The 13,954-nt window shown below is 76.6% G+C and carries 10 protein-coding genes; 1 reads left to right on the forward strand and 9 read right to left on the reverse strand.

What is annotated here, in order from left to right:
* Positions 1–2: 2 nt before the first annotated feature.
* From Q0840_RS15475 to Q0840_RS15515, 9 genes are read right to left on the reverse strand one after another with little or no spacing between them, the layout of a single operon-like run.
* The gene (locus tag Q0840_RS15475; protein WP_298460935.1) at positions 3–1,301 is read right to left on the reverse strand and encodes a hypothetical protein; all 1,299 of its coding nucleotides are present in this window, start codon (positions 1,299–1,301) and stop codon (positions 3–5) included.
* Complete coding sequence (locus Q0840_RS15480) at positions 1,298–1,579, reverse strand: hypothetical protein (RefSeq protein WP_298460937.1); 282 nt, start codon at positions 1,577–1,579, stop codon at positions 1,298–1,300. Before Q0840_RS15480 ends, Q0840_RS15475 begins: the two co-directional genes overlap by 4 nt.
* The gene (locus tag Q0840_RS15485) at positions 1,576–2,451 is read right to left on the reverse strand and encodes a hypothetical protein (protein ID WP_298460939.1); all 876 of its coding nucleotides are present in this window, start codon (positions 2,449–2,451) and stop codon (positions 1,576–1,578) included. The genes Q0840_RS15480 and Q0840_RS15485 overlap by 4 nt, the downstream gene beginning before the upstream one ends.
* Entirely contained in the window at positions 2,451–2,651 is a 201-nt protein-coding gene (locus tag Q0840_RS15490) for a hypothetical protein (protein WP_298460941.1), read from the reverse strand. Before Q0840_RS15490 ends, Q0840_RS15485 begins: the two co-directional genes overlap by 1 nt.
* Entirely contained in the window at positions 2,644–3,555 is a 912-nt protein-coding gene (locus tag Q0840_RS15495) for a hypothetical protein (RefSeq protein ID WP_298460944.1), read from the reverse strand. The genes Q0840_RS15490 and Q0840_RS15495 overlap by 8 nt, the downstream gene beginning before the upstream one ends.
* Positions 3,552–4,064 (reverse strand): phage tail protein, encoded by a 513-nt coding sequence (locus Q0840_RS15500; RefSeq protein WP_298460946.1) that lies wholly within the window; start codon positions 4,062–4,064, stop codon positions 3,552–3,554. The genes Q0840_RS15495 and Q0840_RS15500 overlap by 4 nt, the downstream gene beginning before the upstream one ends.
* Positions 4,065–4,098: 34 nt before the next feature.
* Positions 4,099–4,683: a phage tail protein gene (locus Q0840_RS15505; RefSeq protein ID WP_298460948.1), complete on the reverse strand. Its 585-nt coding sequence runs from the start codon at positions 4,681–4,683 to the stop codon at positions 4,099–4,101.
* A complete protein-coding gene (locus Q0840_RS15510) occupies positions 4,680–7,022 on the reverse strand; it encodes a phage tail sheath C-terminal domain-containing protein (RefSeq protein WP_298460950.1) in 2,343 nt (780 codons plus the stop codon). Before Q0840_RS15510 ends, Q0840_RS15505 begins: the two co-directional genes overlap by 4 nt.
* Positions 7,023–7,067: 45 nt before the next feature.
* Positions 7,068–9,092: a hypothetical protein gene (locus Q0840_RS15515; RefSeq protein WP_298460952.1), complete on the reverse strand. Its 2,025-nt coding sequence runs from the start codon at positions 9,090–9,092 to the stop codon at positions 7,068–7,070.
* A gap of 403 nt (positions 9,093–9,495) precedes the next feature.
* Here Q0840_RS15515 and Q0840_RS15520 point away from each other — a divergent pair, with 403 nt between their 5' ends.
* Positions 9,496–13,776, forward strand: a complete 4,281-nt coding sequence (locus tag Q0840_RS15520; RefSeq protein ID WP_298460954.1) for a hypothetical protein — start codon at positions 9,496–9,498, stop codon at positions 13,774–13,776.
* Positions 13,777–13,954 lie beyond the last annotated feature (178 nt).

A 13,954-nucleotide genomic window follows, 5' to 3' on the forward strand; every position in this document is an offset into this window, starting at 1 on the left:
GCTCACGGCTCGCCCCCGAGGGCGTTGCGGACCAGCTCGACGTCGACCTCGTAGGCGAAGTCGACCTCCTCCGCGGCCACGCCCGTCTCGGCGACCGGCGGGTCACCGGGCAGCGCCCGGGCCGCGCCCCACCGGTGCGTCGCGGCGCGCACGTACCAGTCCCCGGCGAACACCGGTCCGGTGCCGGTGACCGGCAGGGTGCGCCCGGCCCGCACGATCGCCGGGTACCGCGTCGCGGCCACCGTCGCCTCGGCGGTCGCGAACCAGTCGGCGGCGCGCAGGTCGGCGCGCGCCAGGGCCGCGAGCTCCTCGTCGTCGTCGGGGACGTCCAGGGTGCGCAGGTCCGCGGGGACGACCGTCGTCCCGCTGCCGCCGAGGATCTCCGCCAGGCGGGCACCGACCACGGCCCCGCGGGTGACGGTCCCGGTGCGGGCGTACCCGGGGTCGTCCACCTCGACGCTACGCACCAGCCGCCGTCGGCCGTCGATGTGCCACGACCGGACGGTCGCGGGCTGGTGGGCGTCGTAGCGGGCGGTCATGTCGACCAGCGCGGGCGCCTGCGCCGGGAACAGCCAGGCGGTCGGCAGCCGGTCCCGGCCCACCGGGGCGCTGCGGAAGTGCCCGACCACGGCCGGGCTGCGCCCCGGGACGACGTCGGTGGCCGCCGGCGCGACGAACACCTCGAAGCCGTGGCGCCGGGCCAGCAGCCGCAGGAACTCCGCGTCGGTGGCGCGCTGGAGCAGGGACGTGACCGCGGCGGTGCGGCGCGGGGTCGTGTCGACGGCGGGCGTGAAGCCGTACCGGCGGTAGATCGCGGCGGCGATCTCCGCGTCGCTGAGGTCCTGCCAGCGGCGGGTCACCGTCTCCACGTGCAGCAGGCAGGACGCGTCGACGCCGGTGACCAGGAGCTCGGAGTCGGGGACGCGGGCCTGCGCGTACCGGTGCTCGAGCCCGGTGACGTACCCGTCGAAGACGACCTGGCTGTCCACCGGGCCCGTCCCGTCCGGCACCGTCAGGCTGAACCCGATCGTCACGCGGGACAGCAGCCGCAGGCCGGGCATCCCCATCGCCCGCGCCTGCTCGCCCCGGAGCATCGTGTCCCAGTCGCCGCCCTCGGCGGAGCCGTCAGCGTCCGGCGGGCCGGAGACCGGGCTGGACGCGACGACCAGGGAGAACGTGGAGGGCCGGTCGACGCGCTCCTCGACGGACAGCGACGCGACCACCTGGCCGGGCGCCTCCTCGCCGTCGACCCACAGCAGCAGCCGGGGGACGCGGTGGCCCTGGTCGGTCGCGGTGGTCATCGGGACCCCGGCCGGGGCAGGCGCAGCAGCCGGCCCGCCCGGTCCAGGTCGTCGACGCCGACGCCGGGGTTGGCGTCGGCGAGCTGCCACCAGGCGTACGGGTCGGCCAGGACGCGGGCCGCGAGGTGGTCCAGCCGCTCGCCGGCCCGGACCTCGACGCGGCCCCCGGTGGCCGGGGTCGGGACGATCCGGGGCTGCCGCAGCTGGACCGGTGGTCCGTCCGGGACCCCGCGGGACCAGGTCGGCAGGGCGTCGTAGCGTCCGGCGGGATCGGTCACGGCGTCATCGCCTCCCCGCCGAGCTGGCTGCGCAGCGCCGCGGACGACGTCGTCCCGAGGCCGGCGAGCCGCTCCGTGCGCTGGGCGAGGAGCTGGTCGAAGGTCTGCCGCACGAGCGGGTTGTAGGTGTTCTCGACCGGCTCGAGCACGGTGAGCTTGAGGTCGACCTCCGCCCGGACGGGCACCAGCTCGGGGGTGAACCGCTGCTCGGTGATGCTCAGCTCGGTCAGCACGCAGGGGAACCACCGGACGGTGCCCAGCGTGAGCAGCAGCTCGTCGGGCTTGATCGGGCGGATCGGGGTGCCCGGCGCGGGGCGCTGGCCGCCACGCACCTGCTCCTCGGCCTCGCGGCCGAGCGAGACCTGCTCGAGGAAGGCCAGCTCGGGCAGGACGCCGAGCCTCCACGCGTCGTCGGTCGGGCTGCCGCCCGCCGCGGCGGCACCGAGGGCCGCGCCCTGGGCCGCGCCCGCCGCCGCCCCGCCAGGACCGCCGAACGACCCGGCGACCGCGCCGACCTGCGCGCCGACCGTGGCGCCGGCCTCCGCCACGGCGCTGCGTGCGGTGCTGCGGAGAATCGTCTCGGTCGCGTCCAGCACGAGGCGGAACGAGATGGTCTCCGCCTCGGCGAGCAGCGCCGACGCACCGTGCCCGCCCAGCCCGCCCCGGACCTGCTGCGGCGTCGGCACCGCGTCGGCGGCGCGCCGTCGGCGGCGCGGCTCCCACCGGCCGGTGCGGGAGCGGGTCACCGTCTCGGGGTTGAACGGGAACACGAGCGTGGCGTTCTCGGCGTCGTCGCCGGGGTCCAGCCTCACGAGCGAGCCGTGCTCGAGCGGCCCGGTGTGGAACGCGTGGGTGGGGCCACGGTCGATCATCAGAACGCCTCCCCGTCGCGGGTGTCCCCGTCGGCCGCCAGCCGGGCCGCGATCGCCGCGTTGTTCGCGTCGACGACGTCCACGACCAGGTCGGTGAGGAACCCGGCGAGCTTCGCCGGGTCGTCCGGAGGTCGCCGCAGCAGCCAGCGCACGTGCCGCTCCAGCTCGGTGCGGGTCAGCCCGATCCGTGGCTCAGCCATGACCCACCGCCGTCTCCAGCGGCTGGCCGGTCAGCTGCGCGCGCAGCAGGGCCAGGTAGGTCCAGCGCCGGTCCCGCGGGAGGTCCAGGACGGCGTCCTCGGACCACCCGTAGTGGAAGGCGAGGCAGTGCGTCTCCAGCAGCAGCCGTCCGGCACCGGCCTGCAGCTCGCGACCGAGCAGGACGATCGGGTCGAAGCGCACCTCGTTGACCGCGCGGCACGCCGGGCAGCCCACCTGGAGCGCCGTCGTGGGGGCGAGCGGACGCCGGCCCAGCGCGACCAGGGCCGCGGTCCGCAGCGGCGCGGGCAGCGCCCACCACGCGTCCGGGTCGGGCAGGGGGACCGCGTCGCCGCCGACGTCGACCGCGCGGACGACCGCGGCCATGAGCGCCCCGGTGCGGGTGGCCGGGGATCCCGGGACGCCCTCCAGCGCCTCGTCGTCCGCGCCGGTCACCGGGCGCAGCACCACCCGGCCCACGCCCTCGGCCTCCGCGACGAACCACTCCGGCTCGGGCTCCCGGGTGTCCGGCAGCAGGTCGGCCAGCTCCAGGTCGACGTCGCAGAGCTCGGCGCACACCGGGTTGGCGCACCGCACGACCAGGGCGAGCGTCGGCCCGAGCAGCGCCTCGCGCACCGCGAGGGCGACCAGGTCGGCGTCGCCGCGCGAGAGCGCCGCGACCAGCGCGGCGTCCGGCTCCTCGTAGTCGCCCACCCGCTCCAGGCACGCGGCCAGGACCCGGTGCCGGACGGCGGGCGGGACCCGCACCGGCCCCGGGGTGACCCGCACCGCCTCGGCCAGGGCGAGCTCGAGCCGGCCGTCGGGTGCGGCGAGCACCGCGTCGCGGTGCCGGCCGCCGTCGGTGTCGATCAGCCCGCGGCCCAGCGTCAGCCCGGGGCCGCTCATCCTCCGGTCTCCACCGCGATGCGGGTGTACCCCTCGTGCGTGACCTCGAGGGTCTCGATGAGGACGTCGTTGCCGTCGGCCGCGAGGTCGGAGATGTGGGTGTACTTGGACACGAAGCAGTGGAAGAGCTTGTAGGCGCGCACCTCCGTGCCGTCCACGTCCAGCACCCGCACCTCGATGTCCCGGCGGAACTCGGGCTCGGTGAGCCGGGTCTGCCGCTCGCTCTGGTGGGCGTGGTCGATCAGCTGGTAGGCCCACTCCTCGAACGTCGGGTCGTTGGTCACCCCGGACTCGAAGGTCACCGGCGGGTACTCGGTGCGGCCGGGCATCGACTCGTCGACGCTCGACGGGGAGTTGCCGGCCCGGAACTTCACGACGTTGACCGTCGCGTCCAGGGCGGACATCTTGCGGCAGGCGGCGACCTCGACCCCGCCCATGACGATGCGGAAGTTGAAGTTGCGGAACGGGTCGCGGCGGGTGCCCTCGAACCGTCGGGCGATCGTGGTCATCGGTGCTCCTCGTGTCGGTGCGTTCGGCCCGGGCCTAGGCCGCAGCGGGGTCGGGGGGGCGGGCCCGCCAGCCCTCGTGGGTGAGCTCGACCGTGAGCAGGCCGACCTCGTTGGTCATCGCGTCCAGCGCGGGCAGCGCCTGGAAGCGGCTGATCCAGGCGTTGACCACCTCGTAGTCCCGCCGCCTGCCCGTGGGGGACGGGGCGCCGGTCGCCGTGCCCGCCGCGCCCGGCGCGCCCGCCGCGCCCGCCGTCGTGCCCGCGCCGGCCGCCCCGCGCGGGACGTGCGGGTCCCAGACCTCGATGACGACGTTGCGCTTGACCGGGCCCGACGCGGCCGGGCGGCCGGTCCGCAGGTACTCCACGCAGGCGGCGGCCCAGGTCTCCAGGGAGTCGTCCAGCGCCAGGCCCTGCTCGAGGGTGATGGGCTCCCAGGTCGCCCGGTCGGGGTTGGCGTGGCGGTGCAGGCTGTTCCCGCCGCTCCAGATCTCGTGCGCCTGGACCGTCGTGGACAGGCCGGAGACCCGGCGCACCCCGGCGACCGCCGTGGCGGCTCCGTCCAGCCGGAGGCGGAAGGTGTAGGTCCGCAGCGGGTTGCGGGGGCTGGCGTCGACGGTCATGCGGCGAGCAGCGTCTTCTGGCTGATCTGCACGACGACGAACTCGGCCGGCTTGAGCGGGGCGAAGGCCACCTGGACGGTCACGATGCCCTGGTCGATGAGCTCCTGCGGGTTGGTCTCGGCGTCGCACTTGACCGCGAACGCCTCACCGGGCGTGGCGCCCTGGAAGGCGCCCTGCCGGTGCAGCCCGAGCATGAACGCCTCGACGGTGCCGCGGACCCGGCCCCACAGGGTGACGTCGTTCGGCTCGAACACGACCCACTGCAGGCCGCGCCGCAGCGACTCCATGAGGAACAGGCCGGTGCGCCGGACGTTGGTGTACCGCCACTCCGGGTCGGACGACAGCGTCCGCGCCCCCCAGCTCACGATCCCCGCGCCCGGGCGCTGGCGCAGGCAGCACAGGCCGATCGGGTTGAGCAGGTCCTGGTCGGCGTCCAGCAGCCGGTGCTGGAGGTCCAGCGCCCCCGGGATGGTGGCCTCGAGACCGGCCGGGGCCTTCCACACCCCGCGGGTGCGGTCCGTCCGGGCGAAGACGCCGGCCACGTGCCCCGAGGGCGGGACCATCCGTCGCGGCGCGCGCCCCACGCCGACCGGGTCGGTCACCTCGATCCACGGGTAGAACATCGCGACGTTGTCGGAGCGGGTCGGCAGGCCCTCGACGAACCGCACCACGTCGCCGGTGTCGACCGCGAATCTGCGGTCGTCGCTGCCCACGCCGTCGGCGACGTAGAAGACGCCGCGCCGGTCGGCGTACGCCATCCCGGTCGCCAGGAAGTCCGGCTCGTTGCGGCCCGGCAGGAGGAGCAGCTGGATGTCGACGTCGTCGAAGGCCCGCAGGCCGGTGCGCCCGGTCGCGTCCTCTCGTCCGGCGAAGTCGGCCGGGCTGACCACCTCGGCGCCGTCCGTGCCCCCGCGCAGCCGCAGCGGCGTGTCACCCGTCTGCGCCGGGCGCAGGTCCGGGTTGAGCGCCGAGGACTCGCGCAGTCCGGTGTCCCGGGCCGCGGTGAACACCGTGGGCAGGGCACGCAGGCGGCCGGGCTCGAGGGTCTCCGTGGCCACGACGGTCACCGCCCCCAGGTCCTCCACCACGACCCCGGCCGCGCCCGGCCGGTCGGCGGCGGCGTCGAACGGCGTGCCCGCGTCCACCGCGAGCGCGAGCCGGGTGCCCTCGGCACGCGGGGTGCGGGTGGAGACCACCAGCCGCGGCCCGGCCGTGCCGATCTCCAGCAGGTCGTCCAGGTCGGCGGTCGCCACCTGCTCCCGCAGCGCCTCGACCAGGTCGGGCAGCGGCGTGGCGCCCAGGGGGTCGGTGTCGAGCACCACGGTGAGCGGGCCGTTGCCCTCCGCGTCGGTCGCGGTGAGCGTGAGGGTCGCCGTGCCGCCGAGCTCGACCGTGTCGGTCCCGCCCGCGACCGGGGCGACCAGGTAGGCGTCGGTGGCGACGGGGGCGCCCACGGTCACCACCGGGTCCTCGTCGACGACCGTGAAGTCCGCACCGAGCTGGGCCTGGAGCAGCGCGAGGAGCTGGGCCCGGTCCAGCAGCGCGAACCGCCCGTCGTCGCCGACCGTGCCGCCGGCGGTCGTCACCGCGGCGTCGTCGAACACCACCTCGCCGTCGCCGCCGACCCCCTCGGGCCCGGTCCAGCGCAGCGCCAGGCGCCCGCCCAGCGGGACCTCGACGTCGCCCTCGTGCGTCACCAGGCGCGGGGCGCGGTCCGGCAGCGGCGGGTCCAGGCGCGGCTCGGCGTCGAGGAACTCGGTGCGGTGCAGGTCGGTGACCCGGATGTAGCGGGAGAGGTCGTCGACGACCTCGACGACGTACTCGGGGGACTCCGGGTCGAGCACGACGTCGTCGAAGCGCTCCACCACGCGGCCGCGACCCCCCTCGACCCACTCGACGCTCAGGGCGAAGGCGCGGTCCCGGGAGGAGGTGGACGGTCCGACGTGCACCCGGAGGTTCTCCGCCCACGCACCCGCGCCGCGCGCCGTCACCCGCAGCACCCGACGGTCCCCTCCCCACACGTCGTCCGACCGGGCGAGGACGTCGTCGCTGACCCCGGCCACGGCGTCGTCGGGCAGGACCCGCACGACGAAGGCGCGCGAGCCCCCGGCGGCGAAGAACGCCTCGACGGCCTGGGCCAGGTGTCCCGCCGCACCGCGCCGGTGGCCCCCGAAGGCGCGCTCGAAGTCGGCGAAGCCCCGGACGAACGTCGCGGTGCCCGGCACACCGCGGGGCGCCTCCCCGATGAACCCGGCCGTGGAGGTGGGGACGGCCTGGATGGGTTTGACGCCGCTCTGGACCTCCTCGACGTACACGCCGGGGGTCAGTCGCTCTGCCATGGTTCCTCCTGCGGTCATCCCGGCCCGGTGGAGGCGCCGAACCGGTCAGGCCTGGTCGTGCTCGGGTGCGGCGCCGGCGGCGTCCGCGGTCGTGACGGTGCTGCGCAGGGCGCGCGCAGGGACGAGCTCGGCACGGGTCCCCGGGGCCCCCGGGGCGGTTCGAGCGGGTACGGGCTCGGGGCGTCCGGGGCTCGGGGCGAGCAGCGTCCGGTCGCCTGCCTGGAGGTCCAGGGACTCGACCAGCCAGGTGCCGACCGAGGACGACTCGGGCTCCACGAACCCGGAGACGGTGTGCTCCAGGCTGATCCGGGTGAGGTTGGAGGCCAGGTCGTCGCGCCGACGCACCCCGGTCTGCTGGGAGAAGACCACGCGGGCCCCGACGACCGTGTCGTGGCGTGGCCAGGTGCCGGTGACGGGCCGGTCCAGGTGGAGGACGCCGTCGGTGACGGCGACCACGACCGCCACGAACGCGGTCCCGCGAGGTGTCGCGCCGTCCGTGCTGCGCACCAGGGTCACCGGGTCCCCCGGGCGCCACCGTGTCGCCGGCGCCGCGGACCGGCGGTGCAGCGGGTCGAGCGGGCCGGCCGGCCGGGACAGGACGTGGACGTGCGCCAGCGTGGCCGCCGGACCGCCCGCCCCGCCGAGCCGGAGCAGCATCCCGTCGCCCCCGGGCGGGGGGACCGGACCCACCGGCGCACCGGTGGACATCGCGTCGTCGGCGAACACGGCGACGCGCCCGGGGACGGTGTCGACCAGGGCGTGCACCGCGGCACCGTCCGCCAGCAGCGCGGCGGGGACACGCACCGTCGCGGCGGGCACGGGCGTGCCGTCCGCGGCGGTGGCCGAGGCGCGCACGTCCGCGGCCAGGGTGGCCGGTCCGCCGTTGCCGGACGGGACGTCGACCCAGTCCACCTCGAGCCGCAGCGCGGTCATGCCCTCGTGCTCGAGCTCGGCGACCACGAGGTGGTCGCCGGCCGCGGCAGCGGGCGCCACGAGGCGGGTGGACAGCGCCCACCCGCCGGGAGCGGGGTGGAGGGCCAGCGTCGGGTCGGGCACGGCGGGAGGGTCGAGGAACGCCAGGGTGGCCGTCGCCCCGGTCGGCAGCGTGAGGCCCGCGGCGTCCGCGGTCGCCCCCCCGCTCGTCGTCACCGCCCGTCCCGTCCGGCGGTCGGCGAACCCGCCGTGCGGCTCCAGCTGGACCCGCGTCCACCGGGTCGCCGGCTCACCCTCGGCCTGCAGGGGGATCTCGGTCGCACCGTCCGGGACGTCCGCGGCGAGCAGCGCGGGGCGCAGCACGAGCTGGCAGCGGGTGGGGGTCACCCGCGCCCAGGACTCCACGAGGGCGGCCAGGTGCCGCTGCGAACCCGCCCACAGGTCGACCCGGGCGTCGAACGCGAGTGCGATCGGCGCCGGCACCTGGTGGCGCACCAGCCGACCGGTCGGTGCCAGCGCGCCGTCGCCCAGCCCGAGGGCGACGGCGTGCGGGGTGGGTAACGCCAGCCCGACCGACGACCGCTCCTCGACCGACAGCGTCGCCGGCCCGCGACGTCCCGACGCCATCACGAACCTGCGGTTCGCGTCGTCCCAGCGCACGGTGGTCGCCCCGAGCTCGGCGAGGCGGGCCGCGTCGGTCACCGGGACGCCGTCGACGGTGGCCCCGCCGTCGGCGACCGCCTGGTGCAGCGCAGCCGCGACCCGGGCCGCGGCGGCGACCGCCCGCGGGGCGGTGAGCGGTGCGCCCGTGTCCGCCCCGTGGTTCACCGCGACGGTGAGCCGCACCTCGCCGTCGAGCAGCAGGTCGAGGGTCCCCGGCGCCGGGACGGGCGCCGCCGCGGGCAGCGAGGTGCCGGCGAGGTAGCCGGGCACCCGGACGGTCAGGGAGCGCTCGCGGGGGAGGTCGCGTTCCGGCTCGACCGTGTAGGACAGCGGGCCGGTCACCGAGGCGTATGGCAGGCGCGGCGGGCGGTACATCGGGTCGGCGAGCCCGTGCCCGGCGAACAGGGGGGCACCGTCGAGGCGGAGGGCCGAGCGCGTTCGCCACAGCAGTGCGTCGATGATGTCCGCGGTCATCGGAGTCCCCCAGACCAGCCAGAGGAGTCGGATTATCCTCAGCAGCCGACGTCCGTTGTCAAGAGCCCTGTCGGGACGGATCACGGCCGTCGTGACGGGGGCTGACGCGGCGGGCGGCGCGTCGTAGCCTGGCGGTCCGGGCCCGCGAGCGCGAGGGGCAGCCATGGGTGGAGCCGGGCCCGCGCCGCCGCGCCGGTGGCCGCGGGACGTGACGCCGGAGCCCGAGCGTGGGGGGACACCCCGGGCTCGGTCGCCGGCCGACCCCGTGCCCGCCCGCGTGACCGGCGGTCGTGCCGGGAGCCCCGGGACGACGCCCGTCACCGCCGCCGCTCGCCGCGAGGGCGGCGCCGGTCGCGATGCGGTCCGGCCGCCCGGGCACGCGGCCGCGACGTGGCGGCCGGGCGTGACGGGGGACGGGTGGAGCCTGGCGTCCACCGACGCCCGCGGGACGACGGTGGACGTCGGGTCGCTACCGCCCGGGACGCTCCGCGCCGTCCTGGCGCACGAGGGCGTCCACGCCGGGCAGCTGGCCCGCGGCCGCGCCGGTGAGCCCCCCGCCTCGCGGGTCGCGCTCGAGGCGGAGGCACGCGCGGGGGCGGACGCCGTCCTCGCCGGGCGCCCGTTCAGCCCCGGCCTCGCGGCCGGGCCGCGCGACGTGCTCACCGCCGGGCCCGACGACGTCTGCGCGCCGGAGGGCGTCGGCCCGTCGCAGAGCGTCGCCCCCGGGATGTCCACCCCGCTCGACACCGTCGAGGCGACCTGCCTCCCGGACGAGCCGGTCGCCGGCCCGACGTCCCGGTCCGACCGGCACGAGCCGGACGCCGGACCCGCGGAGCCCACCGATCCCCGGCTGAGAGTCGCGCGCCTGGCCACGCGCCTGCGACGGGCCGTGGACAGCAAGCGACGCTTCCTCGCGGCGGTCAACACCTCCGGCCCGGACGTCGAGGAGGGGATCGCGGACCTGGACGCCGCGATCGGCGGGGCGGTCGCCGACCTGCGGGCCGAGGGTGTCCGCGGCACGACGGCGCGGATCGTCGACCGCGCGGTCACCGGCGAGGACCTGGCCGAGACCGTCGCGCAGCTGATCGTCTCGCCGTCGTCGGGCCCCTACCGTCAGGGGGACGACCTCCGGTTCGTCGTCGACCTCAGCTACGTCCCGCCGGACCAGCCGGTCCGTGTCCGGTGGCGCGGTGACATGGCCGGCGGGGACGCCCCGTTCGACTTCCCCGACCCGGGCGGTGCGCGGGACACCGAGCTGGTGGTCGACTCCCGCTTCTGGTTCCGGTCGGTGCCGTGGGTGCTCGACGAGGGGCTCGTGCTCGCCGTCACCGCGGACGTCCAGATCGGCACGACACGACTGGTCGGTCCCGATCTGACGGCGCGCCTGCCCATCACCCCCTACAGCCTGCAGGACGTGGGCCTGGTGCACATCGGCCTGCGGGGTGGCGAGATGACCGGCCCGGCCGCTGCCCGGGCGTTGGTGGGCTCCGAGCTGACGTTCATGCTGTCCTCGGGGCCACCCGGCGGCCAGTTCATGGTGCAGTGGTCGTGGATGGACCTGGACCGGCAGCAGGGCTACCCCGGCACGCTGATCACCCGCTGGCAGGAGGAGGGTGCCGAGGTCCGGCACACCTTCACCGAGCCGGGCGGCTACGCGGTCGCGGCCCGGATCGCCCCCTTCGTGGGCACCCGGTGGTCGGCGTTCCCGGTCGACCCGGGGCACGCTCCGCCGACGGCGGCGGTGCGCGTGCAGGTGGGGACGCTGCAGGAGTGGGGATCCCAGGCGCTGGAGCGGCTGCGCACCGAGGAGCAGCCGCGCCCGACGGTCGCCGAGCTCGCCGCCCGGCTCGACGCCGAGGCGCGCGAGAACCAGGCGCTGGCCGCGCACGCGACCGAGGACGACGAGGCGCACTACCGCGACGTCGCCGAGCAGCGCCGGGCGATGGCCACGACGCTCACCGAGCGCATCGGCGCGCCGGCGTCGGCCGTCGAGCCCTTCCCGGCCCGCGACGAGGACTTCGGCGACGCCGTCCACGCGACGGCGGTGCCGGCGTCGCTGGTGATCGCCCACTCCGACGCGACACCGGGCGGTGGCATCCAGCCGCTCACGCTCTACCTGACCATGCGCCGGACGGCGGACGGCTTCTCCGCCACGCTCATCGACGCGACGACCAAGGACATGACGCCCTACCCCGGCCAGGGCGCCGGCTCGCGGGCGGCCGCCGAGGCGGCCTTCGCCCGGTACCGGGCGCGCAACCCGTACCCCATCGGTGGGCTGGCGGTGTACCGGTACGAGCTCCCCGACGGGACGATCCTGCGCGGCCGCTTCACGACCACGACCCGGAGGAAGGAGGCCGAGAAGTTCGTCGAGGACGTGCTCACGATCGGCGGGTACGTCGTCGGCGTCCTGCTGCTGCTCGCGCCGGAGGCGACGGTCACCAAGGCCCTGGGACTGGGACTGCTCGGGCTGGGCGTGGGGTACGGCGCGTACCGGATCGGGCGCAACGTCGAGCTGGGCGTCGGCCTGCTTGACTCCCGCACCGTCCTGGAGGCCGTGGGCATCCTCGCCTCGGTGGCGGGCGTCGGCGGGTCGGTGATGCGGTCCGCCGGTGGGCCGGGCCGCACGCTGGTGTACCGCGCCGGCAGCTGGATGGTGCTGTCCTCGGTCGCCGCCGACGCCGGCACGATCGTGTACATCGGGGTGGAGAGCTACGACATGCTGCTGGCGTCGCTGGACGACCCGAACCTCGGCGAGAAGGGGCGGTCGGAGCTCCTGGGCCGGCTGGCGGGGCAGTTCCTCGCGCAGTCGACCATGTTCGTCGTCGGCAACCGCGACATGTTCTCGGGGGGCCTGCGCCGCTCGGACTTCGTCCGCACCCGGCGCCCCGGGCTTCACGACCTGCCGGCGGTGGAGCCGCGGACGGGGCGTCCGCTGGTCGAGCTGGACCCGGGCAGCCGCCTGGACATCCAGGCGGAGCTGATCCGCCGCGGCGCGACGCCGGACGAGCTGATGCACCTGACCGACGTGTCCCTGGTGTCCGCGCTCCGGTCGGTGCAGCAGGGGGCCGCGCGCGGTCCGGGCGTCTTCGCCAGGACGGACGCCGATCTGCCCCTCGCCGACCAGCACCGCGTGGTCGTGGACGTGCGCACGTCCCACCGCGCCACCGGCGTGACCCTCGACCGCACGTCGCAGCCGCTGGCGCTGGTGATGACCGTCGACGGGACCCCCGTGGAGGTGCGGGTCCGGTTCGAGGCGCCCGCGCCGGGCGGCGTGCACGGGGAGCGCTCCGGCCCGGGGCGCGTGCGCGTCGACGTCGCCCCGGCGACCGGCCGGTGGACGGTCGCCGTGGACGTCGACCCCCGGCTCTCCGTCGACGACGCCGGTCTCGTCGTGCGCGAGGAGCTCGACGAGGCCGGCGAGATCGTGCGGCGGCTGAACGCGAGGGTGCGGGGCAGCCGGCCGCTGACGGGCGCCGCGCTGACGCGCGCGATCGCGGGTGAGCAGCGGGCCAACCTGGCCCGTCCGGCCGTCATCGGTGGCGAGGCGACCGCCCATGACGTCTCCGCGTTCCGGTCCCTGGGGCGCATGTGGCAGCGGTTCACGACCTCGGGGACCGCGGAGTCGGCCGACCGCCTGGACCGGATGCTGGTCGAGATGGGGTTCAACCCGCGCCGCCGCGACCCCGACGTCGAGCGGGCACTGGTGAGCACGCTGGGCGCCGCCGAGGCGGAGCCGCTCCTGCGGCACGTCTGGGGGGAGCGGGTCCAGCGCCAGGGGCACCCCGAGGACGCGCCGGTGTTCGCGCGTCCCGCCATCCACGTACCGGCGGCGGCCACCCACGACCCCGCGGTGCTCGCCGAGGTGCGCCTCTACACCGAGGCGCTCGCGGAGTTCCGGGCCAGCGGCGCGGCGGCCCGCGCGGCGGCGGGCCGCCCGGCTCGTCCCGGACCCGCCGAGGTCACGATGACCCGCATCGAGCAGCTGGCGGCCGCGGCGTACCGGGCGCCGGCGCTCACCGTGGACGCGCTGGTGCGTGAGGGCATGCCTCGCGGGGTGGCCGAGGGGTACGTGCGCGGCACCGGCGGGGCGAACCCGTACACGCACCTGCACGACGTGCTGCTCAGCACGTTCGAGGCGAGACGCACGGCCGGCCTCGCCGGGACCGTCGTCGGACGCCGGATCGCCGTCCCGCCCGGCTTCGGGGAGACGGACGTGCAGCCGCCCGCGGCGCTGCGCGCCCTCGCCGCCGGTGGGCCGCCCGAGGGCATCACCCTCGACGAGCTCATGCGCCGCATGGACGCGAGCGGCGCCCCCCGGACGATCCAGCAGATCGGGACGGCGCAGGGCGCCGCGTGGGTGCAGTGGACGTTCGCGGACACCGACGGGTCCACCAGCCGGGTGCGGCTGGACATCCCCGGGATGGAGGCCCAGACCGGTGCCCAGCGCGGGTACGAGTTCCAGTCGGCCCGGGGCCTGCACGTCGGGGTGACCTACACCCCGCCCAGCTCGAGCGAGCGGATCACGCTGAGCTCCACCGCGGTCCAGGTGCCCGTCAACGCCGCGGCGGCGCACATCCGCATCGTCCCGGGGGCCGGCTCCGCCGTCGTCAGCTGGTTCGACGCGCTCGGCCTCGGCCGGCCCGGTGTGCGACTCAGTGACGTCATCGACTGGCGCAACCTGTGAGGCACCGCGGCAGCGGTCGACCGCCCCGCAGCACCCGCGCCCCACCCCGACCGACGCGCGTGCGCGTCCCTACGGCGGCTCCGTCCCCGAACACCCCGCGCGACTCGATCCGCAGCACGGGCTGGCTGGTGTGGTCGAGGACGTGCGGGCCGAGCTGGTCGGCGAACAGCCACCGGCG

The organism is uncultured Cellulomonas sp. (assembly GCF_947494015.1).
Classification (GTDB): Bacteria; Actinomycetota; Actinomycetes; order Actinomycetales; family Cellulomonadaceae; genus Pengzhenrongella.

Coding starts and splice junctions, on each gene's coding strand:
- Q0840_RS15475 (WP_298460935.1), bottom strand. CDS start 1,301: ATGACCACCGCGACCGACCAGGGCCACCGCGTCCCCCGGCTGCTGCTG.
- Q0840_RS15485 (WP_298460939.1), bottom strand. CDS start 2,451: ATGATCGACCGTGGCCCCACCCACGCGTTCCACACCGGGCCGCTCGAG.
- Q0840_RS15490 (WP_298460941.1), bottom strand. CDS start 2,651: ATGGCTGAGCCACGGATCGGGCTGACCCGCACCGAGCTGGAGCGGCAC.
- Q0840_RS15495 (WP_298460944.1), bottom strand. CDS start 3,555: ATGAGCGGCCCCGGGCTGACGCTGGGCCGCGGGCTGATCGACACCGAC.
- Q0840_RS15500 (WP_298460946.1), bottom strand. CDS start 4,064: ATGACCACGATCGCCCGACGGTTCGAGGGCACCCGCCGCGACCCGTTC.
- Q0840_RS15505 (WP_298460948.1), bottom strand. CDS start 4,683: ATGACCGTCGACGCCAGCCCCCGCAACCCGCTGCGGACCTACACCTTC.
- Q0840_RS15510 (WP_298460950.1), bottom strand. CDS start 7,022: ATGGCAGAGCGACTGACCCCCGGCGTGTACGTCGAGGAGGTCCAGAGC.
- Q0840_RS15515 (WP_298460952.1), bottom strand. CDS start 9,092: ATGACCGCGGACATCATCGACGCACTGCTGTGGCGAACGCGCTCGGCC.